Source organism: Acidaminococcus fermentans, from assembly GCF_009696675.1.
GTDB lineage: Bacteria > Bacillota > Negativicutes > Acidaminococcales > Acidaminococcaceae > Acidaminococcus.
The window spans coordinates 188,634-213,466 of record NZ_VULN01000001.1; the positions used below are offsets into that span (position 1 = coordinate 188,634).

The 24,833-nt window shown below is 58.6% G+C and carries 20 protein-coding genes; 3 read left to right on the forward strand and 17 right to left on the reverse strand.

Translation table 11 applies throughout. The features are described from left to right. Positions 1–130 precede the first annotated feature (130 nt). The 5 genes from glmU to ispE are packed head-to-tail and all read right to left on the reverse strand — an operon-like array spanning position 131 to position 5,192. Positions 131–1,504, reverse strand: coding sequence for a bifunctional UDP-N-acetylglucosamine diphosphorylase/glucosamine-1-phosphate N-acetyltransferase GlmU (gene glmU, locus FX155_RS00805; RefSeq protein ID WP_154487358.1), 1,374 nt, complete (start codon positions 1,502–1,504; stop codon positions 131–133). 20 nt (positions 1,505–1,524) lie between these two features. Next, entirely contained in the window at positions 1,525–2,739 is a 1,215-nt protein-coding gene (gene ilvA, locus FX155_RS00810; protein ID WP_154487360.1) for a threonine ammonia-lyase, read from the reverse strand. Positions 2,740–2,790: 51 nt separating this feature from the next. Continuing rightward, positions 2,791–3,603, reverse strand: a complete 813-nt coding sequence (gene purR, locus FX155_RS00815) for a pur operon repressor (RefSeq protein ID WP_022486601.1) — start codon at positions 3,601–3,603, stop codon at positions 2,791–2,793. Further along, positions 3,603–4,328: a GntR family transcriptional regulator gene (locus FX155_RS00820; protein WP_022486602.1), complete on the reverse strand. Its 726-nt coding sequence runs from the start codon at positions 4,326–4,328 to the stop codon at positions 3,603–3,605. The genes purR and FX155_RS00820 overlap by 1 nt, the downstream gene beginning before the upstream one ends. Before the next feature lie 6 nt (positions 4,329–4,334). Beyond that, a complete protein-coding gene (gene ispE / locus FX155_RS00825) occupies positions 4,335–5,192 on the reverse strand; it encodes a 4-(cytidine 5'-diphospho)-2-C-methyl-D-erythritol kinase (RefSeq protein WP_154487362.1) in 858 nt (285 codons plus the stop codon). 589 nt (positions 5,193–5,781) lie between these two features. On the opposite strand from ispE, the gene FX155_RS00830 reads away from it, so the two are divergent. Continuing rightward, on the forward strand, positions 5,782–6,654 hold the full coding sequence (locus FX155_RS00830; protein ID WP_154487364.1) for a YitT family protein: 873 nt from the start codon (positions 5,782–5,784) through the stop codon (positions 6,652–6,654). Between the two features lie 365 nt (positions 6,655–7,019). On the opposite strand, the gene FX155_RS00835 is transcribed toward FX155_RS00830, so the two are convergent. Next, the gene (locus FX155_RS00835) at positions 7,020–7,958 is read right to left on the reverse strand and encodes a LysR family transcriptional regulator (protein ID WP_022487232.1); all 939 of its coding nucleotides are present in this window, start codon (positions 7,956–7,958) and stop codon (positions 7,020–7,022) included. A 122-nt stretch (positions 7,959–8,080) separates the two neighbouring features. Between FX155_RS00835 and FX155_RS00840 the strand changes: the two genes are divergently transcribed. Continuing rightward, positions 8,081–9,367 carry a Na+/H+ antiporter NhaC family protein gene (locus FX155_RS00840; protein ID WP_195839587.1) on the forward strand — a complete coding sequence of 429 codons (1,287 nt, stop codon included), beginning with the start codon at positions 8,081–8,083 and terminating at the stop codon, positions 9,365–9,367. 406 nt (positions 9,368–9,773) lie between these two features. Here FX155_RS00840 and gltS read toward each other — a convergent pair whose 3' ends face one another. From gltS to FX155_RS00860, 4 genes are all read right to left on the reverse strand, one after another. Beyond that, complete coding sequence (gene gltS, locus FX155_RS00845) at positions 9,774–10,973, reverse strand: sodium/glutamate symporter (protein WP_154487368.1); 1,200 nt, start codon at positions 10,971–10,973, stop codon at positions 9,774–9,776. A 16-nt stretch (positions 10,974–10,989) separates the two neighbouring features. After that, a complete protein-coding gene (gene holA / locus FX155_RS00850; protein WP_022487229.1) occupies positions 10,990–12,060 on the reverse strand; it encodes a DNA polymerase III subunit delta in 1,071 nt (356 codons plus the stop codon). 12 nt (positions 12,061–12,072) lie between these two features. Beyond that, a complete protein-coding gene (locus tag FX155_RS00855; RefSeq protein ID WP_195839588.1) occupies positions 12,073–14,097 on the reverse strand; it encodes a DNA internalization-related competence protein ComEC/Rec2 in 2,025 nt (674 codons plus the stop codon). Positions 14,098–14,410: 313 nt separating this feature from the next. Next, entirely contained in the window at positions 14,411–15,064 is a 654-nt protein-coding gene (locus tag FX155_RS00860; protein WP_195839589.1) for a ComEA family DNA-binding protein, read from the reverse strand. Positions 15,065–15,214: 150 nt separating this feature from the next. Between FX155_RS00860 and FX155_RS00865 the strand changes: the two genes are divergently transcribed. Further along, on the forward strand, positions 15,215–16,558 hold the full coding sequence (locus tag FX155_RS00865) for an MATE family efflux transporter (protein ID WP_369678673.1): 1,344 nt from the start codon (positions 15,215–15,217) through the stop codon (positions 16,556–16,558). 413 nt (positions 16,559–16,971) lie between these two features. On the opposite strand, the gene FX155_RS00870 is transcribed toward FX155_RS00865, so the two are convergent. The 7 genes from FX155_RS00870 to FX155_RS00900 form a co-directional block, all read right to left on the reverse strand. Continuing rightward, positions 16,972–17,427 carry a cupin domain-containing protein gene (locus FX155_RS00870; RefSeq protein WP_154487454.1) on the reverse strand — a complete coding sequence of 152 codons (456 nt, stop codon included), beginning with the start codon at positions 17,425–17,427 and terminating at the stop codon, positions 16,972–16,974. 459 nt (positions 17,428–17,886) lie between these two features. Continuing rightward, entirely contained in the window at positions 17,887–19,260 is a 1,374-nt protein-coding gene (locus tag FX155_RS00875) for an aminopeptidase (RefSeq protein ID WP_154487374.1), read from the reverse strand. A 57-nt stretch (positions 19,261–19,317) separates the two neighbouring features. After that, a complete protein-coding gene (locus FX155_RS00880) occupies positions 19,318–20,427 on the reverse strand; it encodes a glycoside hydrolase family 3 protein (RefSeq protein WP_154487376.1) in 1,110 nt (369 codons plus the stop codon). A 100-nt stretch (positions 20,428–20,527) separates the two neighbouring features. After that, on the reverse strand, positions 20,528–21,316 hold the full coding sequence (locus FX155_RS00885; RefSeq protein WP_154487378.1) for an enoyl-CoA hydratase-related protein: 789 nt from the start codon (positions 21,314–21,316) through the stop codon (positions 20,528–20,530). Between the two features lie 21 nt (positions 21,317–21,337). Continuing rightward, on the reverse strand, positions 21,338–22,195 hold the full coding sequence (locus FX155_RS00890) for a 3-hydroxybutyryl-CoA dehydrogenase (RefSeq protein WP_022487219.1): 858 nt from the start codon (positions 22,193–22,195) through the stop codon (positions 21,338–21,340). Between the two features lie 134 nt (positions 22,196–22,329). Continuing rightward, positions 22,330–23,481, reverse strand: coding sequence for an acyl-CoA dehydrogenase (locus FX155_RS00895; protein WP_022487218.1), 1,152 nt, complete (start codon positions 23,479–23,481; stop codon positions 22,330–22,332). 78 nt (positions 23,482–23,559) lie between these two features. Next, a complete protein-coding gene (locus FX155_RS00900) occupies positions 23,560–24,741 on the reverse strand; it encodes an acetyl-CoA C-acetyltransferase (protein ID WP_022487217.1) in 1,182 nt (393 codons plus the stop codon). Positions 24,742–24,833 lie beyond the last annotated feature (92 nt).

Genomic DNA, 24,833 nt, shown 5'->3' on the forward strand with positions numbered 1-24,833 from the left:
CCCACTGCTTTATAATGTAATTCTATTAAAAAGTATACAACTCATTGAGGTTTGTGGCAAGGGAAAAAAATGAGAGGCAACAGCCTCTCATTTTTGGCCGCGGCCAAAAAAGGGGCCCAAGGCCCCTTTTTTATTTCCTGTTCCGGTACTTTTCCGCCCAGCCGGGGATGTTCACCTGTTTCCCCCGGGCTACCCCCAGGGCGTTTTCCGGCACATCCTTGGTAATGGTGGAGCCGGCGGCGATGTAGCTGCCTTTGCCGATGGTCACCGGGGCCACCAGGTTGCTGTTGCAGCCTACGAAGGCGTCGTCCTCGATCACCGTCCGGTGCTTCACCTTCCCGTCGTAGTTCACGGTAATGGTGCCGCAGCCCATGTTCACCCCGCTGCCGATGTCGCTGTCCCCGATATACTGGAGATGGGGCAGCTTGGTGCCCACTCCCACATTGGAGTTCTTCACTTCCACGAAGTTCCCCATCTTCACCTTGTCCCCGATCACCGTGTTGGGCCGCAGATGGTCGTAGGGTCCCATGTGGACCCCGTTGCCCACCTGGCAGTCATGGGCGTAGGCGAACTGGATATGGGTGTCATTCCCCACTTTCACATTGGTGAACCGGACCTGGGGTCCCACTTCGCAGTCTTCCCCGATCTCCGTTTCCCCTTCCAGCCAGGTGAAGGGATAGAGCACCGTATCCCGGCCCACCTTCACGGATTTTTCCACAAAGGTGCTGGCAGGATCCATCACCGTGACCCCGCTGTCCATCAGTTTCCCCAGGATCCGTTCATTCATCACCTTCTGGGCCACCGCCAGCTGCCGCCGGGAGTTGATCCCCATGACCATGTCGAAATCCCCGGTTTTGATCCCGGCCACCGAACGGCCCCGTTTCAGGCATTCCGCCAGGATGTCCGTCAGGTAGTATTCCCCCTGGGCATTGTCGTTCTTCAGGTTCACCAGAAGGTCGAACAGCAGGGGCAGTTCCACACAGTAGATCCCGGTGTTGATTTCCCGGATCTTCCGCTGTTCCGGGGTGGCGTCCTTTTCTTCCACGATGCCGGTAACCTGGCCGGCATCGTCCCGGAGGATCCGTCCGTAGCCGAAAGGATCCGGAGCTTCCGCCGTAAGCACGCTGACCCCGGCGCCGTTTTTCAGGTGGGTTTCATAGAACTTCTTCAGTTCTTCCCCTTCCAGGAGTGGCGTATCCCCGCAGAGGATCAGCGCCGTCCCTTTTGCATCTCCCAGCAGGTCCCGGGCCTGGAGCACCGCATGGCCGGTGCCCAGCTGTTCTTCCTGGACTGCCACCCGGGCCCGGGTCCCCAAAAATTCCGTCACCTGTTCGGAACCGAAGCCCACGATCACGATCTTGTCGTCCGCCCCTGCTTCGTCCGCTGCGTCCAGCACATGTTCCAGCATGGGCTTGCCGCTCAGTTTATGCAGGACCTTGGGGAGCTTGGATTTCATCCGGGTCCCCTTCCCTGCCGCCAGGATAATTGCCGCCAAATCTGCCATTCTTCCTTGCCTCCTAAAAATTACCGCAGTTCAATTTTGTAGCCCGCCTTGCGCAGGGTATCCGCCACTTCTTTGGAATGCTGCGCGTTCCGGGTCTCCACATCCAGTTCCACCCGGGTCACCCCCAGGGGCACGGACCGGTCTGCCCGGTCGTGGTTGATGTAGAGGATGTTGATTTTCATTTCTTCCAGATAGCTGACGAACTTCAGCAGTTCCCCCGGCCGGTCCACCATCCAGGTGACCATCCGGACCCGCCGGCCGGTGCGCACCAGCCCCCGTTCGATGATCTGGGAAATGGTGTTCACGTCGATGTTCCCGCCGCTGATCACCGCTGCCGCCCGGTCGCTGCCCGGGACGATGTGGTGCAGCAGGGCTGCCAGAGGCGCTGCCCCGGCTCCTTCCACCACCATCTTGCCCCTCTCCAGCATCAGCAGCATGGCGGCACAGATGTCCTCTTCGTTCACCAGCAGCATGTCGTCCACATATTTGTTGATCAGGTCCCAGGTGAGCTTCCCGGGGATCCCTACGGCGATCCCGTCGGCGATGGTCTTGCCCACCCCGTGGGTCACCCATTTGTTTTCCTTTTTGCACAGGTACATGGCCGGAGCCTGTTCCGTCTGGACCCCATACACCTTCACCTTGGGGTTCACCTGCTTCACTGCCGCGGCGATCCCGGCCAGAAGGCCCCCGCCCCCTACCGGCACCACGATGCTTTCGATGTAGGGATTCTGTTCCAGGATCTCCAGGCCGATGGTCCCCTGGCCGGCGATCACCGCCGGGTCGTCATAGGGATGGACAAAATAGGCGCCGGTTTCCTTCTGGATCTCCTGGGCCTTGGCCAGGGATTCGTCGAAGGTCTTCCCGTAAAGCACCACGTCCGCCCCGTAGCCTTTGGTGGCTTCCGCCTTGGCCAGAGGCGCCCCTTCCGGCATCACCACCGTGGATTTGCAGTGGGCCATCCGGCTCCCCAGGGCCACCCCCTGGGCATGGTTCCCGGCAGAAGCAGCGATGATCCCCTTGGCCTTCTGTTCCTCGCTGAGGGTCATGATGCAGTTGGATGCCCCCCGGACCTTGAAGGACCCGGTGCGCTGGAGGTTTTCCAGCTTCAGGAACACGTCCCGCTCACTGATGGTGCTGAAGGTATGGTTGTGTTCCAGCGGGGTTTTGTGGACCAGCTTTTCCAGCCGCTCCTGGGCAGCCCGGATGGTTTCCAGGGTGATGGTTGTGTCTGTCATGGGAATCTCTCCTTTTTTGGGTATTGGGTACGGCAAAATATGATGGATCTGTTACAGCATTTCCGGGACGATGTCGATGGCTTTCGTCTCGTCATCCACCCCTTTCAGGGTCATCAGGGACGCATATTCGCTGACGATCTTCTTTTCCGGCTCCCGGCTGGCAATGAACAGGTAGGTGCCCACCACTTCGGCCCCCACTTCTTCCGCCAGTTCCTGCATGCCCCGGGCGGTGCCCCCCGCCCGCATGAAGTCGTCCACCACCAGTACCCGGCTCTTGGGGGCCAGGGCCTTCCGGGGCAGGCTCATGGTCTGGATCTTCTTGCTGGAGCCGCTCACATAGCTGATGGAAACCGCCGGGCCTTCAGTGATCCGGGCTTCCTTCCGGGCCATCACCATAGGGATGTTGAAGGCACGGGCAGTGGCCAGGGCCAGGGAGATCCCCTTGGCTTCCACAGTCATAATGTAGTCCGGCTGGAGTTCCAGGGTCCGCTGCATGATGATTTCCCCCAGCCGGAAGGAAATCTGGGGATCGAACAGCAGGTCGTTCATGTAGATCATTCCCCCTGGAAGCAGCCGGGCAGGGTCGTTGAGCCGTTTGGCCAGGGTCCAGAGGAATTCGTTGTCTGCTTCAGGAGAATGATAGGGAATGAACCGGACCCCCCCGCTGGCTCCCGCCACGGTTTCGATGATTCCCAGATCGTAGGTGGACAGCCCGTTCCGGACAGTCTGGACATCTTCGCTGAGGGTGCTTTTGGCCACGGCGAATTTTTCACAGAAATAGCTGAAAGGAAACAGCTGAAAAGGATGATCGTTCAGTTCTTTGGTCAGTGCCACAATACGTTCCAGTCGTTTGATCCGTGCCATTATGCATTCCCCTCCTTCTTGTTCCCTGCCTTCTGGTCAGCGTGTTCCTTTTCCTTGGCTTCGATGACCTTCAGCAGGGTCCGTTCCGCGTTTTCCATATGGGTCCGCACCGCCTTCTGGGCCTTGTCCACACTGCGCTGGGCAATGGCGTCATAAATGGCCTGGTGTTCCTTGATCATATCGTCCAGACGGCCGGGGTAAGGCATGGACCGGCCCCGGATGGCGGTGATCTGTTCCCGCAGGTTGCTGATGATGTTCATGCACCGGCGGTTCCGGCTGGCCTTGTAGATCACATCATGGAACGCCGTATCGTTTTCGATGATCCGGGGATAATCTTTGGCCGCCACCAGAGGCTTGTCCGCATCCAGCAGGGTCTTCATCTCCTTGATCTCGTCATCCCCGATCCGTTCCGCCGCCAGTCCCGCTGCCAGAACGTCCAGGGCCGTACGGATCTCGTACACTTCGTTGATGTCCTTGATGGAAATGTCCGCCACATAGGCGCCCCGCCGGGGGATCATCACCACCAGGCCCTCCAGTTCCATTTTCCGGATGGCTTCCCGTACCGGGGTCCGGCTGACCCCCATCTCTTCCGCCAGCTGAAGTTCCATCAGCCGCATCCCTGCCGGGAACTGTCCGCTGATGATGGCCTGGCGGATGTTGTCCACCACCACATCCCGCAGGGGTCTGTAATTGTCCAAAGGAATCTGTTTCAATTGCCGCACCATAATAAACTATGCCTCCTCAACCGTATGTGCCACTTCAAGTTGTATATCCTGCTGTCTCCCTGCCAGGTATTCTGCCGCCCGGGCCGCCGCCTGCCGGTCCGGGAAGATCCCGAACACCGTAGGGCCGCTGCCGCTCATCAGGGCCTTTTCCGCCCCCAGGGCCGTCAGTTCCTGTTTCAGCTCCTGGAGCACCGGATACCGGTTCACCGTCACCCGTTCCAGGTCGTTGCCCATCCTATCCAGGATCCCCTGCCGGTTCCCCTGGCGGATGGCATTTTCCAGTCCCCGGATATCCAGGGGCACCCGGCCGGGGGTCCGGTCCATTTCCCCGTAGACCCAGGCGGTGGATACCCCCAGGTTCCGGGGTTTGGCCAGGACCAGATCCAGCCGGGGCACCGGGGGCAGGACGGTCATTTTTTCCCCCCGTCCCCGGGCCCTCTGGGTGCCTCCGTACAGACAGAAAGGAACGTCGCTGCCGATGCTGGCCGCCAGTTCCTCCAGGGCCTGCCGGTCCAGAGGCTGCCCGCAAAGGTCATTGAGCCCCCGGAGCACCGCCGCTGCGTCCGTACTGCCCCCGGCCAGCCCTGCCGCCAGGAAGATCCTTTTGGTGCAGGCCAGGTGCCAGTTGACGGCCAGACCGGTTTTTGCGCCGAACGCCCGGGCCGCCTTCACCATCAGGTTGCTGCCGTCACAGGGCAGGTCCGGGTTGTCGCAGACAAGAGACAGTCCCTCCCCCGGGGCAAAGGAAACAGTGTCCGCCAGGGAAATGGACTGCATGATCATGTCCACCTGATGATAGCCGTCAGGACGGCGGCCCAGCACGCTGAGCCCCAGATTGATTTTACCGTATGCCTTCCGCTCCATGGTTTGCTCCTTTGTCCATCAGGGGAAGTCCCCCCGCAAAAAATGATTGTGTATTCTGTATTCATTTATTGTACCGTGAAAACCCATTTGCCGCAAGAGTTGACAGGGGTTTTTATGAACATTTTTTCAAAAATTTTTCACGAACGTTCTTTAATTATAATTTTCAGTCACCGGCTGTCGGAAATGTGGGGAAAATGGTACAATGGGGAAGGCGGCCTGGGGGGGCGCCTCTGTCAGCGGTCAGCGGCCGGTGGTGGCCGGATGCCCCCGGCATCCGGCTTTGAATGGATTGGCCCTCTGGGCGGCCGGGAAGGGCTCCCCTGCGGGGAGCCCCTACAACGTTGGGGTCAGAGGATCATCACGGCGATCCGGGGATCCCAGCCAGGCAACCCTTCGATGAACCCCGTTGTCCCCCACCCTCCGACCCTGACGCCGTAGGGGCGCGCCAAAGGCACGCCCTTCCATGGCCGCCGGTTTTCCTATATTTCCAGGAACCCGCCTTGTGGGTTCCTTCCAACTGCAAAACGGCCCTGCCGCTTTTCCCCATACACCGGGGCTGCCCTGCCAGCCCCCAAAGGAGGTCCTGCCATTGAAAAAGAATATCATCCGCTACTGCATCACCGCCCTGGGATGCCTGCTGATGGCCCTTTCCATCAACGCCTTCTTCGTCCAGCACCATTTCCTGTCCGGCGGCATCTCCGGGGTATCCATCATCCTGTACTACCTGACCGGCTGGCCCCCGGGGATCACCAGCCTGATCTTCAACATCCCCCTGTTCTACATAGCCTGGAAATTCATGAGCCGCCAGTTCTTCATCGACAGTGTCATCGGCACCGTGCTGTTCTCCCTGGCCCTGGACGGCACCGCCTTTGTCCAGGCCTACGTGAACATCCCGGACAAGCTCCTGTGCTGCATGGCCGGGGGCGCCCTGGGCGGCCTGGGCGGAGCCCTGGTGTACCGGTCCGAAGCCTCCACCGGCGGGGTGGACATCCTGGGCTTCCTTACCAAAAAATACTACAACATTTCCGTAAGCACCACCAACTTTCTCTTCGACTGCTGCGTCATGCTGGCCGCCGTGGTGTTCCTGGGGCTCACCCCGGTGCTCTACAGCCTGGTGCTGTTCTTCATCACCTTCAAGGCCACCAACCTGTTCATGGTGGGCTTCGACTACAAGAAACAGGTGATCATCGTGTCCACCCACGCGGAAGAGATCAGCCGGCGGATCATGGACGAAGTGAACCGGGGGGTCACCATCCTCCACGGAGAAGGGGGCTACACCCGCCGGCCCCTCCAGGTGATCCTGGTGGTGGTGAAGCTCACCCAGCTGGCCCACCTGGAAACCATCATCAAAGAAGTGGACCCTATGGCCTTCGTAACCATCCAGGACGCCAACAACGTGTTCGGCAGAGGCTTCACCCAGCCCAACCTGGATCTGGAAGAGGAGCGGAGGCTGAGGAAGTAGGGGCTGCTGCGCTGCAGCAGCCCTGTCAGCGGTCAGCGGCCGATGGTGGCCGGATGCCGGGCATCCGGCTTTGAACCTATGGCCCTCTGGGCGGCCGGGATGGGCTCGCCTTCGGCAAGCCCCTACAGCGTTGGGGTCAGGGGATCACTGCGGCGATCCTGGGAACGGGGTTGTCAAAGGATCCGTTTCCCTGACCGTTGAGATCCACCCCGATCCCAGCCAGGCGACCCTTCGATGAAACCCGTTGTTTTCCCCCCTCCGACCCTGACGCCGTAGGGGCGCGCACCAGGCACGCCCTTCCCTGGCCTGCTATTTTCCTATATTCCCAGGAACCCGCCTTGCGGGTTCCTTCCATCGGCTAGAGACTAGAGCCTGGAGACTGGCTCCCGGACTTTTTCCGCACATTCCATGAACTTTTCCACCATGCTCCAGGTGCGGCCCTCTTCTTTCCATCCGAAACAGATGGGATAACTCATTTCCTTCCCCAGGGGCACCTCCACCAGATCCTTCCGCTGGTCCGGCTTCAGGAACCCTTCCACCAGGTAATCCGGAGAAAAACACACCCCTGCCCCGGCCACGCACATTTCCAGCAGCAGCTCCAGGTTGTGGGACTTCACCTTCTGCCGGGGCTGGAACTTCAGGCCCTTCAGGTACCGGGCCACCAGATACCCTGCCAGGTCCGCCTCGTCAGTCCGGAGGAAAGGACAGGCCTGGAGCACCCGGGCATCCCGGGTTTCCTGCAGCTTCCGGATCACCTGGTCCGTCCCTGCCCCATACTGCCGCTCCAGCAGCTTCCGGTCTGCCAGCAGCCGGATTTCCTCCTGCTGGATCACCCGGGTCCGGATCCCGGGGATAGCTTCAGGGAAATAGGCCACCACCAGGTCCGTCCCCCCTTCCTCCAGCTGCCGGAGCAGTTCCGCGTTGCTGTCCTCCCGGATCTCCACTTCCATCAGAGGATACCGGGCCTGGAATTCCCCCAGCACCCTGGGCAGCAGGATATGACCTCGGGTATAGGCGATTCCCACTTTCAGCCGGCCCCGGTCCCGGTGATTGATGTCCTGGAAAGCCTGGCCCAGGGACCGGTATTCCCCCTGGAACCGCCGGGCATACTCCAGGAACACCTCCCCTCCGTAGGTCAGCTGCAGGGGCACCTTCCGGACAAACAGCCGGCACCCCAGCTCCTTTTCCAGCGCCGCGATCTGGCCGCTGAGAGTCTGCTGGGTAATGTACAGCCGGTCCGCCGCCCGGGAAAAACTGGCCTCCTGGGCCGTCATCAGGAAATACCGGATGGTGTTGAAATTCATGGAACTCTCTCCTTTCGTATTATCGTCTTTTACCTGTATTATATACTTTTATTAACAGTTTGTATACGATGATGAAAACTGGTACACTGCAGGTATCCAAGGTTGCGAAAGGAGCCCTTCTTATGGAAAACCGCGTACTGCTGCTGTTCTGTCTCATCCTTCTGGCATTCGTCCTGTTCCAGGGTCCCCTGCTGGGTGCCCTGGTCCTGGGCTTCCTGCTGTTTGCCGGCTACGGCCTCCATCAGGGCCACAGCCTCCCTCAGGTGCTCACCATGGCCTGGGAGGGGGTCCTGGGGGTCCGGACCATTTTCCTGGTGTTCCTGCTCATCGGCCTCCTCACCGGGGTGTGGCGGTCCGCCGGCACCATTGCCTACCTGGTCACCGCCGCCGGCCAGCTGATCCATCCGGCGCTTTTCCTGCTCCTGGCCTTCTGGCTCAACTGCAGCATTTCCTTTTTGCTGGGCACCAGCTTCGGCACCGCCGCCACCATGGGGGTGATCACCATGAAAATCGGCATCAGCCTGGGGATCCCGCCCCTGTTTACCGGGGGAGCCATCCTGTCCGGGGTGTATTTCGGGGACCGGATGAGTCCCGTTTCCACCAGTGCCCTGCTGGTGGCCGTCCTTACCGGCACCGACCTGTACCGGAACCTGCGGAACATGGCCCGTTCCACCCTGGTTCCCTTTGTCCTCTCCAGCCTGTTCTACCTGTCCCTGGGGTTCCTGTCCCGGCACCAGGGACAGACTGCGGCCCCTGCCGCCGCCCTGGCCAGCCTGTACACCTTCACCCCCCTGCTGCTGCTCCCTGCCCTGAGCATCCTGGTGCTGAGCCTGCTGCAGGTGCCGGTCAAGACCAACCTGGCCGTAAGTATCCTGCTGGCTTCCCTGCTCAGCCTGCTGGTCCAGCACATGTCTCCGGCCGCCCTGCTCCAGGTGCTGGTCTGGGGCTACCATGCTCCCGATCCCTCCCTGGCCTCCCTGACCGATGGAGGCGGCATCCTGTCCATGGTCCGGGTGGGGGCCATTGTGTGCCTTTCCTCCTCCTATGCCGGGATCTTCAAAGGCACCGGCCTCCTGGACGGGCTCCAGGAACGCTGCCTGGGCTGGGCCCGGAAATGGGGCTGCCAGACCGCCGCCACCCTCACCGCCCTGTTCACCTCCCTGATTGCCTGCAACCAGTCCTTCACCATCCTCCTGACCCACCAGCTGTGCCGGAAACTGCCCTGGACCCCGGAAAAGGCCGCCCTGACCCTGGAAGACACCGCCGTCCTCCTGGCCCCCCTGGTGCCCTGGTCCATTGCCTGCGCGGTGGTGCTGGAATCCGCCGGAGCTCCCGCCGCCTCCATTCCCCTGGCCTGCTACCTGTATCTGATGCCCCTGTGGAATCTGTGGACGGAAAGACCCGGCTGACAGGAGAAGTCCCTGTCAGGGGCCGGTGGTGGCCGGATGCCCGGCATCCGGCTTTGAACCTATGGCCCTCTGGGCGGCCGGGATGGGCTCGCCTTCGGCAAGCCCCTACAGCGTTGGGGTCAGGGGATTCTATCCGGTCGACAGGACCAGATCCCCGAAGGACCGATGCAGGCGGGCCGCCCGTATGGCCGGCCCACGTTCGCCGATCTGACGGAAGACCTCGTTGTCCATCCCACCCTCCGACCCTGACGCCGTAGGGGCGCGCCGCAGGCACGCCCTTCCCTGGCCTCCGGTTTTATACAATCAAAAGGACCTGGCTCATCCGGCCAGGTCCTATCCTGAAGCTTCCGACTTCCGACTAAAAAAGGGACTGTTGCACATGCAACAGTCCCTTTTTTTCCGTATCTTATTTAAACATATTGATGAACACCATCAGGATACCGGAGTTGCAGAAGTCCACGAACATGGCCCCTACCAGCGGTACCGCAAAGAATGCCCGGGGAGCCGGACCATAGTTGGCGGTGATGGCGCTCATGTTGGCCATGGCGTTGGGGGTTGCGCCCATACCAAAGCCGCACACGGCGGAAACTTCAACAGCCGCATCGTAGTCCTTGCCCATGGCGTTGAATACCACGAAGGTGGTGTAGAGAGCCATGAACACAACCTGTACAGCAGCGATGATGGCCAGAGGGCCGGCGATGTCGAACAGTTCCCAAATCCGCAGGCTCATCATGGCCAGGGACAGGAAAATGTTCAGACCCACATCCCCGACGGTGCCGATTTCCTGCATGGGAACAGGCAGCCCCTTGCAGTTATCGGAGATGTTCCGGATGATGGCAGCCACGATCATGGATCCGATGTATCCAGGGAACGTCAGGCCAACGCTGGTGAAGAACTTGCTGACGATGGTCCCGATACCCATGGCAACCAGGATTTCGCCGGTAGCCAGCATGAAGTTTTCCGGAGTCATGGCCAGGGTGGCATTTTCTTCCATGCTCTGGGCCTTTTCATTGGCCCCTTCCTGGTCTTCCTTGGTGCTGTGCAGATGGAATTTTTCCAGCAGACGGTGAGCCACAGGGCCGCCCATCAGGGACCCGGAGATCAGACCGAAAGTAGCCATGGCGATGGCCACGGTGGTGGCACGGTCAACGCCAATCCCTTCCAGCATGGGACCGAAAGCCCCGGAAGTACCATGGCCGCCTACCAGAGGAATGGAGCCGGCGCACAGGCCCAGCAGGGGATGCAGGCCGGTAGCCTTGGCCAGGGATACCCCGATGATATCCTGGAAGGTGATCAGTACGGCGCAGATGATGGTCAGGATCAGTACATCACGGCCGCCTTTTTTCAGCAGGGCATAGCTGGCGCTGAACCCTACGCTGGTGAAGAACATGTTCATGAAGAAGCTCTGCTGCACCGTATCCAGTTTGATGGCACCGGTGCCCGCTTCGAACAGAGCCAGGTTGATCAGAGCGAACAGCACACCGCCGATAACCGGGTTGGGGATACAATAGGTTTGGAGAAATTTGATTTTCTGTTTGAGAAATTTACCCAAATAATAAAGTAAGATACCTACAGCCAAAGTTTGGTAAGAATTCAAGGCAAACATTTATTACGTTCCTCCTTTAAGTTCTGTTTTTTCCTACAAGGGTAACCAACACTTCCTCAAGCCGCGACCAGCTGCGTCCCCCCTGCCGGGACTCCCCCATCAGCTGTGCCAGTCCGACCATGCAAGTCTGTAAGGATTCATTCGTAAAATAATTGCTGTGCTGCATGGCCAGCTTCACCGCATAAGGGTGTATCTTCAGAGTGGATGCAATCGCGTCCTGTCGAGCACCTTTTGCCATCAGTTCCTTCACCTGGAGAAGCCGCCGCAAAGAAGCAAAGAGCCGGGATACGATCCCCGTGATCCCTTCGCTGCCGCTGGTGGTCCGTTCCTCTTTCAAGAGAGTCAGCACCTTATCCAGCTTCCTTTCTTCCACCGCATTCCCCAGAGCAAAGCCGGAGATTTCCGGCAATTGCGAGAACATCCGGGCCACATCCTCCTTCTGCCAGATCTTCCGGTCCCCTGCGTACAGGGCGATCTTGGCGATTTCCTGCTGCAAAAACAGCAGGGGCACCGTTTCCGCCGCCGATACGTATTCCTGGATCAGATTCATGGCATCCGGAGCGAACCGGGCTCCATAGGCCTCCGCCTGGCTCCGCAGCCAGGGCTGGAGCTGGTAGGCACGGACAGGGGCACATTCCACCACCGCCGCCTCCCGGCTCATGGTCTTGTAAAAAGACTGCCTTTTGTCCAGCTTGGTGCACAGGCAATAGACGTAAGAATACTCCGGCACATCCTTCAGCAGTTCCGTGAACTGCTCCAAAGGCGTGGCCGTTTTCTTCCTGCCCTTCCCTGCCGGCTTCCGTTCCTTCTTTTCCTTTTCGCCCAGCATCCGGGGGTCCTCAATGACCACCCAGTTGCCGCCCCCGAAAAAAGGGACGCTGTTAATGGCTTCCCGCAGTGCTTCCAGTTCAAAGTCCTTTTGGAAATTCCAGACCGCCGGTTCCGCATCCGGGGCAAAAGCCCGCTGGCGGAACGCCTGGCCCACGGCTTTCTTAAAGAACTCCTCCTCTCCCCAGGCGATGACAACATGGGGACACGCTGGATTTTTCCGCAGACTTTCCAGAAATACATCAGCCGTTGTATTCACATCGATCCACTCCTAGAAAAAATCTTGTTGCCAGCGATAACTATACCATACAGGACCCCTGCCGTCAAAAACCACCTTGATGGCGCCTCCCGTGTCCGTCCGGGCCACCGGGATGCCAAGCCCGTCCAGCCGCTCCAGCACCTCCCGGTGCGGGTGGCCGAACCGGTTCCCCCGGCCCGCCGAGATCACCCCCAGCCGGGGCGAAACCCCGGCCAGGAACTCCGGACAGGAAGAAGACCGGGAACCATGGTGAGAGACCTTCAGCACATCACTGCGGACAGCCCGGGCCGCCGCCCTCAGCTCCTCTTCCCCGGCAGCATCGCCGGTAAAAAGGACACTGTAAGGACCGGAAACCAGCCGGACAATCCCAGAGTTCTCATTCTCCCCTCCTTCCTTATATTCTGTGGGTGCTTCTACAATTTGTATTATACTCTTTTTTTTGCATATTTTCTGGTTTGTTTGCATTTTGTATACAATTTTTCTGCTTTGTCTAAATTGTTCCAAAGATATCAGTTTTGCTACTGTTTTGGTGGGAAATCCATCAGTTCCTGTCAGATCGGGGGCAGGGAGGGCCAATGCGGAGATGGGGAACCAGTGAGAAAGGCCTGCTGCTCCCCCGGCATGATCCAGATGCCCGTGACTAAGAATCAGAAGATCCACTTTATCAGCTCCCAACCACCGGAGAAAAGGAACCAGGATCCGTTCTCCCGTATCATACTGTCCAGGCAATCCCCCTGTATCCACCACGATGATTTCCCGTTCCGGCGTAACAGCCACAGCACAGTCCCCCTGCCCTACATCCAGAAAATATACCGTAAATGGCTGGGATTGGAACCTGGGCAGAGCCAGTACAGTCACCAGTCCCAAAGAAGCAGCGGCTATGGTTCCTGTTCTCAGACGGGACCGGAATGGCTGGAACCACCCTATTTCCAATACAGACAGAACCAGCAAAATATACAGTGGCCACAGCCACCAGGATACTTGACCCGTAACCAGCTGGGTACCCGGCAGTCTGGCCAGGCTGTTCCCCATCCAAAGAGCCGTTCCCAGCAACTGAGAAACGCCGGCCAGGATAGGCCTTGCGGGAACAATCAGTCCCATACATCCCAAGACCGCGCCAACAGCACTTCCTGTAAGACACAGAGACAGCAAGGGGACCAGAAGTAAATTGGCCCACAGAGAAACCGGAGACAACGAATGGAAATGTTCCACCAGAAATGGCAGACTCAGCAATTGAGCACTGATGGGTACAGCCAGTCCCTGTGCCAAGGGGCAGGGCAGAAAAACACCCAATTTTTCAGCAACAGACCTGCGAAGAGTCATTAAGCCAAGGGCTGCCGTAAAAGACAGCTGGAATCCTGGATCCCGGCACCACCAGGGCTTCCAGGTAAGAAGCAGGATGGCAGCCAGTCCCAGGAAGGCCGTGCCTCTGGCCCGACGGCGGCCTGCTCTGCCCAAGAGGACTCCCATTCCCAGAAGCACCGCCCGACACACCGATGCCCGCAGCCCGCAAAGTACTCCATAGCCCAATAGCAGCACCATAATCAAGGGAATGGCGGCCTTCCGGGGAATATGGAACAAACGGGCGCCTCCTGCAAGAATCCCCATCAGCAATGCCACGTGACTGCCGGATACGGACAGCAGATGGCTCAGCCCACAGCGTTGGAACATCCGGAGTGTCTCAGACGAAATCTGCTGGCTGCCTCCCAGCATCATTCCTTCCAGCAGGGCACTGTCTTCCGGAGCCATGGAATGGCGCAGCTGCTGCCTCAAGGCTTTGCCCAATTTGTAGATCCGGTCCGTCCATGTCAGATTCTGGGACAGGATCCGGCAGTCCCTTCCGTTCACCTGGAGTCTGCCCCCTTCTCCCCGTATGGCTGCCCCTACTTCCGGCATCTGAACTCCCGGATTATAGAATCCATCAATCGGTTGGAGAGGACCTGTTGCCTGGACAACCCCATACTCTGGTTGGAAGGAACCAGCCTTTCGGACAAAGACCCGGATACGGCCCCGTTTTTCTTCCATTAAAAAAGTCATGCTTCCCTGTCGGCTTTTTTTGACTGTCCCTGGGACGATTCTGCCTGTAAATGTATCTCTCTTGGACAGGGCAGATGTCATCCGGGCTGCTGCGGTCTCTTCCATACCACTTCGCCACGCTCCTGCGCAGAACATACAGCCCATGCACACCCCTATCCAGACTTCCCCAGGGAGTTCTTTTTTGCGGATAAATACAATGAAAACTCCCAAAAAGGCCAGTCCTGTAACCCACACCAAAACGGGAAGCCATTTGTCCAGACCTACCCGGACTCCGGCAACGTAGGCCATGCTGCCTGCCAGTACCGGATCCATCTTACACCTCCACCAGGGCCCGCAGCCGCTGGAATTTGGATGGCCCAATGCCGGAAACATTCTGAAGATCTTCCGGGCTGCGGAAAGGCTGCTGCCGCCGATATTCCACAATCCTTCTGGCCAGCGCCGGCCCTATCCCCGGCAGTCCGGTCAGTTCTTCCACACCTGCCTGGTTCAAGTTCACTCTGCCTGCAGCAGCCGGTGGCGGAAGCCCTGAATCGGCTTCTGCTGCAGGATTGACAGTCCCTGTACCTGGGGTTTCACCCCCAGTTGGGTCAACGGTTCTGGTCTGTACCGGTTTCCTGGCACTTTTTTTCAGGAGCGGGACGTTCACATGACTTCCATCTTTGCACTTTTTGGCCAGATTTACTCTCGTCAGGTCAGCTTCTTCCGTAGCTCCGCCTGCCTCAGCCAACGCTTCCTGATACCGGATGCCAGGTTTTACCTGATACAGTCCCGGTTCCCTAACCGCCCCGCTGATGTAGATGGTAATGGTTTTTGGTTTATCAGCAGGAACTGTAACGCTTGGCCTTTCAGACGGTATTTCCGCTGCTTCCGGAACCGTTTCCCGGGTGGCCCAAAAGCTGCCGCCCACACAAAGGGCCACCAGCACCACCACCACCGCCCATTTCTTTTTCTCCCATGGATCCATCATTTGCTTCTCCTCCTCAAAAAGATTCTGTAGGGACCCTTCTCCGCGAAAAGGAAAATTCCTTCCTGAGTGGAAAAATCGGGTGGTGAATGGACATTTCTCGTCTTGCATTCCTCCCCCATCTTCGTTACACTGGTACCATAAACAATCGAGGTGACAATTTTGGAACGGGATTATCTGGTTACGGACCGGCCCATGAAGGCCCTTTTTGTTTTTTCCCTCCCCATGATTCTGGGGAACTTCTTCCAACAGCTGTACAACACCGTGGATTCCGCCATTGTGGGGCGGTATGTGGGCGAACAGGCCCTGGCGGCAGTGGGGGCATCCTATGCCCTGACCACCGTGTTCATCAGCATCGCCATCGGCGGGGGCCTGGGAGCCTCAGTGCTGGTGAGCCGGTTTTTCGGAGCCCATGCCTATGACCGGATGAAAGAATCCATTTATACGGCATTTGTGGCCTTTCTGGTGCTCAGCACCGTGCTGGGGGCTTTCGGGTATGTTTCCAGCCGGCAGATCATGGCCTGGCTGAAGACCCCGGCAGAATCCCTTGCCATGGCGGATGTGTACCTGCAGATCTATTTTCTGGGGCTGCCCTTCCTCTTTATGTACAATATCATCTCCGCCACCTTCAACGCCCTGGGGAAATCCCGGTACCCCCTGGTGTTCCTGATCTTTTCCTCCCTGCTCAACGTGGGCCTGGACATCTACATGGTCCGGAACCTGGGCTGGGGGGTGGCGGGGGCTGCCTGGGCCACCCTGATTTCCCAGGGGATCTCGGCGGTGCTGTCCTATGGCGTGTTCCTCCGGCTGATCCGGCCCCTGGGACAGGCCCCCCGGTATTTCAGCCTGGACCTGTTCCGGAAAATGGGCTCCATTGCCCTCCCCTCCATCCTCCAGCAGTCCATCGTATCCATCGGCATGATGCTGGTCCAGAGCGTGGTGAACAGTTTCGGGGCGGCGGCCCTGGCGGGATTCTCCGCGGCCATGCGGATCCAGTACTGCTGCACCGTGCCCATGAGCGCCATCGGCAACGCCATGAGTCCCTACACCGGCCAGAACCTGGGAGCAGGACGGAAAGAACGGGTGATCGAAGGGTACCACAGCGCCAACAAGCTGGTGGTCCTCTATGCCCTGGTGATCCTGGTGGTGCTGGAAGGGTGGAACGAACCCATTATCCGGTTCTTCCTGGGGGACAAAGCCTCCCCCACCGCCCTGGCCACCGGCACCTCCTTTTTGCAGTTCGTTGGGTTCTTCATCAGCCTCATCGGGTTCAAAATGGCAGTGGACGGAGTGCTCCGGGGAGCCGGGGACATGAAGCTGTTCACCCTGGCCAACCTGACCAACCTGGCCCTTCGGGTGGTGATTTCCGTAACCCTGGCCCCCCTGTTCGGCATCCAGATGGTATGGATGGCAGAACCGGCAGGCTGGGCCGCCAACTGGGCCATTTCCTATTACGAGTACCGGACGGGAAAGTGGGAAGGGAAGGTGAAGGTGTGAAAAAAGCCGCCCCTGAGGGTGGCTTTTTTGTCAACGGTCAGCGGCCGGTGGAAGCCGGATGCCTGGCATCCGGCTTTGAACGTTTTTGCCCTCTGGGCGGCCGGGACGGGCGTGCCTGCGGCAAGCCCCTACGCCGTTGGGGTCAGCGGATCACCACGGAAAATCCGGGAAACGGGATTGTCGGGGAATCCGTTTCCGGGACCGTTGTTATCCACTCCGATCCCAGCCAGGCGACCCTTCGATGAAAACCGTTGTTCCCCCATCCTCCGACCCTGACGCCGTAGGGGCGCGCCGCAGGCACGCCCATCCCGGCCGCCGGTTTTCTCCATTCAAAAAGGACCTGGACAAAAATCCAGGTCCTTTCCTTTGGCCATTGACCCTTGGCCCGCGACCAGCCTGCCTCCGGCAGGTCTTTATTTCTTCGGTGCGGCTTCGGGATGGTTCTTTAAATAGGTGTCGTTCTGGGCGATTACGTCCAGGAACACCAGGGGTTCTTTCTTTTCGTTCCGCAGGCCGTGGGACTGACCGGGACGGGCGATGGTCACATCCCCTGCCTTCACCACCGTTTCCTTGCCGGTGCCGTCGGTGAAGATCCCTTCGCCGGATACGATGATATAGGCGTCTTCATTGAAACCGTGTTTGTGGCAGCCGATGGAGGAACCTTTTTTCAGGGTCAGGTAGCAGATTTCCTTGATGGCAGAATCCGGGGCGGCCTTGTCCCGGGCAAAGGCGAATTTCCCGTAGGCAGTGCCCTTCCCTTTGGCTACATCCTGTTTGTCAAAGGTGAACAGATCGCCTTTGTGGTACACCTGTTCATCGGGTTTGAAAGGAGAATCCGGGGATCCGGCGGCAAACACCGTACCGCCCATAAGGGTGGCACCCAGAGTCAGCAGCAAAGCCAGTTTTTTCAGTTTCATGAAAACCCCTCCTCATAAAATTCAAAATAATTGCATATTTATTGTAGCACTTTGTCCGGTCAGCGGCAATGGGTAACGGTAAAGGGGCAGCGGCCGGTGGAAGCCGGATGCCCGGCATCCGGCTTTGAACGTTTTTGCCCTCTGGGCGGCCGGGACGGGCTCGCCTGCGGCAAGCCCCTACAGCGTTTGGGGTCAGGGGATCATCACGGCGATCCGGGGATCCCAGCCAGGTGACCCTTCGATGAAAACCGTTGTTCCCCCACCCTCCGACCCTGACGCCGTAGGGGCGGGCCCCAGGCACGCCCATCCCGGCCGCCGGTTTTCTCCATGCAAAAAGGACCTGGACAAAAATCCAGGTCCTTTCCTTCGTCTGCTGACCGCTGACGGTGCTGCTGCCAGAGCAGCCGCACCTCACTTGCTCTCAAAAAACGCCTTGTACGCTCGGTAGGTTTCGTAGGTATCGGCTTTGCTCAGCAGGTCGTAGGGGGAATGCATGCTGAGCATGGCGGTGCCGCAGTCCACCACTTCGCAGCCCCAGTCCGCCAGCATGTAGGCGATGGTGCCGCCCCCGCCCTGGTCCACTTTCCCCAGTTCCCCAATCTGCCAGGCCACCCCGGCGTCGTTGAAAATGGTCCGGATTTTCTGGATGAACTCGCTGTTGGCGTCGTTGCTGCCGCCCTTGCCCCGGGCCCCTGTGTATTTGGTAAGGGCCACCCCGTAGCCCAACAGGGCCGAGTTGTCCTTTTCCGTCACTTCCGGGAACATGGGATCCAGGCAACTGTTCACGTCCCCGGAGAGCATTTCGCTGTTTTCCATGGTTTCGTAGAAGTCCAGCAGGGTGCCCCGGTTCTGCAGGGCCAGCAGCTTCATGACAAACTTGGCGAAATAGGAGGACTGCATGCCGGTGTTCCCGTAGGACCCGATTTCTTCCTTGTCCGCAAACAGGGCCGCCTGGGTCTTTTCCCCGGCCCGGGCGTCCAGGATGGCTTCCAGGTTGGCGTAGGAGCACACCCGGTCGTCCTGGCCGTACCCGGCGATGAGGGACCGGTCAAAGCCCACATCCCGGCTTTTCAGGGCGGGCACCAGTTCCAGTTCCGCTGTGGTGAAGTCCTCTTCCTCCACCCCGTAGGTTTCCTTCAACAGGTCCATCAGGGCGTCCTTCACTTTTTTATCCTTGTCCGTATGAGTGCCGATCACCGCCTGGAGCTGTTCCCCGGTGACCCCTTCCGCCAGGGTCTTCTTCATCTGGTCCTGGGCCATGTGGATCAAAAGGTCCGTAATGTAGAACACCGGATCCTTTTCGTCCATGCCGATGTTCACTTCGATTTTCTTCCCTTCTTTGGTGTGGATCACCCCCACCAGGGCCAGAGGGATACAGGGCCACTGATACTTTTTGATGCCCCCGTAGTAATGGGTCCGGAAGTACACCACCCCATCCTGTTCGTGGACCGGGTTCCCTTTCAGGTCCAGCCGGGGAGAATCGATGTGGGAGCCTACGATCTTCAGCCCCTCATGGACCGGTTCCTTCCCGATCACCGCCAGGATGCAGGCCTTGCCCTTCTGGTTCCAGTACACCTTGTCCCCGGGTTTCAGGGTTTCCGCTTCATACAGGGGCTTGAACCCGGCGGCTTCCGCCTGTGCCAGGATCTCCTTTACAGCCAGCCGTTCGGACCGGGCCTTGTCCAGGAAGGCTTTGTACCGTTCCCCGTAGGCCAGAGTCTCTTTCCGTTCTTTTTCATCCATCCGCGCCCAGGCGGATTCTTTTCTGCTGTAGGGTTCCTTCATATTGAAAAACCTCCATTCATTCACTGTACTGTGCCCAGTATACCATATTTTCCCCGGTTACAGGCTTTCCTTTGTTTTCAGGATCCGGTACAAAGACCGGTCCACCTGGTCCTTTGGCAGCTTTCCTTCCCGGATGGCCGCAGCAATGGCCTTATGGACCTTCCGGATGGATTCCGGGTCGTGGCACACCATCACCTGGTCCGCCCCGGCCCCCAGGGCACGCACCGCCGCTTCTTCCAGGGGCCAGGACCCTGCTATGGCCCCCATGGTCAAATCATCGGTCATAATGATCCCGTCGAAATGGAGCCGGTTCCGGAGCAGATCCCCCATGACCTTCTGGGACAGGGAGGCGGGCCAGTCCGGATCCAGGGCCGGATAGTCCACATGGGTCACCATCATGGCGAACCGGGGTTCCGGGAACTTTTCCAGGGCCTCCCGGAAAGGCAGCAGGTCTTCCCGCTCCAGGGTTTCCCGGCTGGCGGAGACGGTGACCCGGCCTTTGTGGGTGTCTTCCTGTCCTTTCCCCAATCCGGGGAAGTGCTTCACACAGGCCATGAGATGGACCTGTTGGTATCCGGCCAGGGCCCTTTCCACAAATTTGGCGGCGGTGGCAGGATGCTTGCTGTAGCTGCGGCCGGCCCCGCTGCCCACGTCCGCCACCGGGGCCAGGTTCAGGTTGATCCCCAGCTGCTTCAGCTGACGGCCGGTTTCCGCTGCCCATTTCTGTGCCATATCCGGGTTCCCGGTGGCCCCGATGGCAGCCTGGGAAGGAGGTGCCGGCAGGGTATCCTTCATCCGGGCCACCTGTCCCCCCTCTTCGTCCAGGCCGATGAACAGGGGTATATCCCCGGACAGGTCCTGGAGCCGGCCGGTCAGGGCCTTTACCTGGGCCGGATTTTCCATGTTCCGGTCAAACAGGATCACCCCACCGTAGGGATGGTCCTTCATTTCCTGCTGGAAGGCTTCCGAAGGGGTCCGGCCCTCCAGACCCACCAGCATCAATTGCCCGGCCTTTTCTTCCGGAGTCATGGCGGCGATTTTTTCGGTGATGGGGTCCGGCTTCGCCAGTTGGCCGCTCCCCGGCCCTTCAGGAAGACGGGGCCGCCGCATCATCCCCCCAAAAGCCACCAGGAAAATACAGAGTATACAAAACCAGAGTTTTTTCATTTTCTTCCCTCACAACAAAAAGAACCCGTCTGCAAAGGCGGGTTCTTTCCTTCGGCCGCTGACTGTGGACAGCTGACCGTTGACAGGCTGCGCAGCAGCCTTATTTGTTCATAAACACCGGTTTCCGTTTTTCCAGGAACGCCTTCATGCCTTCCTTCTGGTCCAAGGTGGCGAAGCAGGTCCCGAAGACCTGGGCTTCGTAGCTGAGACCGGAATCCAGGTCCATGGAAAGGCCCCGGTTGATGGCATCCTTGGCACTGGCAATGGCAATGGGAGCCTTTTTCATGATCTTCCGGCACACTTCTTCGCAGGTGGGGATCAACTGATCCGGTTCCACCACCCGGTTCACCAGGCCGATCCGATGGGCTTCTTCCGCATCCACCATAGCCCCGGTGTAGATCATTTCCTTGGCATAGCCTTTGCCGATGAGCCGGGCCAGGCGCTGGGAACCCCCGAACCCGGGGATGATCCCGTAGTTCACTTCCGGCTGGCCGAACTTGGCGGTAGTGGAAGCGAAACGGAAATCGCAGGCCAGGGCCAGTTCGCAGCCCCCGCCCAGGGCATAGCCGTTGACGGCGGCCACAGCCACCACCGGCAGTTTTTCAATGGCATCGAACACATCATGGCCCAGGTTGGAGAAATCTCTCCCTTCCACGGCAGTCATGATGCTCATGGCCTTCAGGTCAGCCCCGGCCACAAAGGCCTTTTCTCCGGCGCCCCGGATGATGACAGCCTTCACCGCCGGATCCGTGGCCAGTTTCCCGAAGCAGTCCTTCATTTCCACCAGGGTGGGGGTATCCAGGGCGTTCAGGTATTTGGGACGGTTCACGGTAACCGTAGTCACCCCGTCGTCCGCAATTTCCACCAGCAGATTTTTGTAGTCATACATGGTTTGACACCACCATTCAGCTTATTTGTTGTAGTCGTAGAAGCCCTTGCCGGTCTTCCGGCCCAGATAGCCGGCTTCCACCATCTTTCTCAGGAGAGGAGCCGGACGGTATTTGGGATCCCCAAAGCCCTTGTACAGCACTTCCATAATGGCCAGGACCGTATCGTTGCCGATCAGGTCGGACAGAGCCAGAGGCCCCATGGGATGGTTGAAGCCCAGTTTGGCCACAGCATCGATATCTTCAGCGCTGGCAACCCCTTCGCTGAGGGTGAAGATGGCTTCGTTGATCATGGGGATCATGATCCGGTTGCCCACGAACCCGGGAGCATCGTTGACCTTTACAGGGGTCTTGTCCAGGGCTTTGGCCAGTTCGTACACCTTCTGGAAGGTTTCTTCAGAGGTGCCCAGGCCCTTGGTCACTTCCACCAGCTTCATCACAGGAGCCGGGTTGAAGAAGTGCATGCCGATGAATTTGTCCGGACGGGAAGTGCCGGCAGCCAGCATGGTAATGGAAACGGAAGAGGTGTTGCTGGCGATGATGGCGTCTTTGGGCATCTTTTCGTCCAGTTCCTTGAAGATGCTTTGTTTGATCTTGATGTTTTCCGTAGCGGCTTCGATGGCCAGATGCACATCGCAGGCTTCGGGAGTCAGATCCACAACCCCGTGGATCCGGGCCATGGTGGCTTTTTTGTCATCTTCGGTGATCCGGCCTTTGGCCACGCTGTGGTCCAGGCTCTTTTCGATCTTGGCAATGCCCCGGTCAACGAATTCCTGTTTGATGTCCCGGAGGGTCACTTCCACACCATGTGCAGCCATGACCTGTGCAATGCCGCTGCCCATCTGGCCAGCGCCGATAACCATAACTTTCTGCAGTTCCATAACAAAAAATCTCCTTTACGTTGGTATAGTGAGAAATCCTGCATCCACAGAAGGACTTCTCGGAAATTCCTTCTGTGCAAAGGAAGGGCTGGCAAAAAACCAGCCCTCCTCATGGTCCTTCTTTTCAGAAGGGATTATTTTTTCTTGTCTTTCAGCAGGGCACGGGAGGTTACGATCCGCATAACCTGGTTGGTGCCTTCGTAGATCTGGGTGATCTTGGCGTTCCGCATGTACCGTTCTGCAGGGTAGTCCACGGTGTAGCCGTAGCCGCCGAAGATCTGTACAGCGTCGGTGGTCACTTCCATGGCCACGTCGGAGGCGAAGCACTTGGCCATGGCGGCAGCTTCGGAATAAGGTTTGCCTTCGTTCTTCAGCATGGCGGCATGGTATACCAGATACCGGGCAGCTTCGATCTTGGTGGCCATGTCAGCCATCATGAACTGGAGAGCCTGGAATTTGGAAATGGGCCGGCCGAACTGTTCCCGTTCCTTGGAATATTTCACGGCAGCAGCCAGGGCGCCTTCAGCAATACCCAGGGCCTGAGCAGCTACGCCGATACGGCCGCCGTCCAGGGTTTCCATGGCGATCTTGAAGCCTTCCCCTTCTTTGCCCAGCAGGTTTTCTTTGGGGACTTCGCAGTCTTCAAAGATCAGTTCTGCAGTGATGGAGGTGTGGCCGCCCATTTTGTCTTCGATCTTGCCGAAGCGGAAGCCGGGCATGCCCTTTTCCAGGATGAAGGCGGAAATGCCGTGTACACCCTGGCTCTTGTCGGTCATGGCGAATACCACATAGGTATCAGCTTCTTTGCCGTTGGTGATGAAGATCTTGGAGCCGTTCAGGATGTATTTGTCGCCTTTCAGCACAGCCGTGGTCTGCTGAGCGGAAGCATCGGTCCCGGCGGAAGGTTCGGTCAGGCCGAAAGCCCCTACATGGGTGCCTTCTGCAATGGGAGCCAGGTATTTTTGTTTCTGTTCTTCGGTACCGAACATGTAGATCGGGGTAGCGCACAGGGAAACGTTGGCACTCAGGGTGATGCCGGTGCCGTCATCCACCTTGGACAGTTCTTCCACAGCCAGGATGTAGCTCAGTACGTCCAGGCCCATGCCGCCGTATTCTTCCGGGAAGCAGATGCCGCAGAAACCGGCTTCGCCCATCTTGTCGATAAGCTTCCGATCCCAGATATGGTTCTTGTCTCTTTCTTCAACGGTAGGAGCCAGGAATTTTTGAGCAAATTCCGCAGCCATGTCCTTAATCATCTGTTGGTCTTCAGTCAGGTTGAAATCCATAGTATTTGTACCTCTTTCCTTTTGAATGATAGATGATGAAAGGGAACCCTGCTCAGGAAGCAGCGCTCCCTGAACTTCTTAGAGCATTTCCACAACCGTGGCAGTGCCCATGCCGCCGCCGATGCACAGGGTGGCCAGGCCCAGTTTCTTGTTTCTGTGTTTCAGGGCATACAGCAGGGTGACCAGGATACGGGCCCCGGATGCACCGATGGGGTGACCCAGGGCGATGGCGCCGCCGTTTACGTTGGTCTTGTCCCAATCCAGCTGGAGTTCACGGCCTACTTCCACCGTCTGGGCTGCGAAAGCTTCGTTGGCTTCCACCAGATCCATGTCTTTCACTTCCAGACCGGCTTTGGCCAGGGCCTTCCGGCTGGCAGGAATGGGCCCGATGCCCATGATGGCAGGATCCACACCGGCAGAAGCGTAGGAAACGATCTTGGCCATGGGCTTCAGACCCAGTTCCTTGGCTTTGTCAGCGGTCATCAGTACCAGAGCGGCAGCCCCGTCGTTCAGGCCGGAAGCGTTGCCGGCGGTAACAGTGCCGCCCTTCTTGAAGGCCGGGCGCAGTTTGGCCAGGACTTCCATGGTGGTTCCTTCTCTGGGGAATTCATCGGTATCGAAGACTTTTTCGCCTTTTTTGGTTTTAATGGTCACAGGGACGATTTCTTCCTTGAAAGCGCCGCTCTTGATGGCTTCGATGGCTCTTGCCTGGCTGCGGGCGGCCACTTCATCCTGGTCTTCCCGGGTAACGCCGAATTTTTCAGCCACGTTTTCAGAGGTGATGCCCATGTGGTAGTCGTTGAACGCATCCCACAGGCCGTCCCGGATCATCACGTCGATCATTTTCTGGTCGCCCATTTTCAGGCCCCAGCGGGATTTCCCGGGAATGGTAAAGGGAGCGTTGGACATGCTTTCCATACCGCCGGCCACTACAATGTCGTTGTCCCCGGCCAGGATGGACTGGGCACCCAGTTCCACGCATTTCAGACCGGAACCGCAGACTTTGTTCACGGTGAAGGCAGGGACTTCCACCGGCATGCCAGCGAAGATGGCGGCCTGACGGGCAGGGTTCTGGCCCAGGCCGGCCTGGAGCACGTTCCCCATAATCACTTCATCCACCATTTCCGGTTTCACGCCGGCTCTCTGCAGGGCTTCCTTGATGACAATGGCGCCCATCTGAGGAGCGGACAGCGGGGTCAGGCTTCCGCCGAACTTACCGATAGCCGTTCTTACAGCACTTACAATGACAACTTCACGCATTTTCAAACCATCCCTTCTAGTTTTGAAATTGAAGCAAACAGTGTCAATCAGCCCGGCAGGACCATGAGGTAAGGGTTCCAGGACCCTGCCGG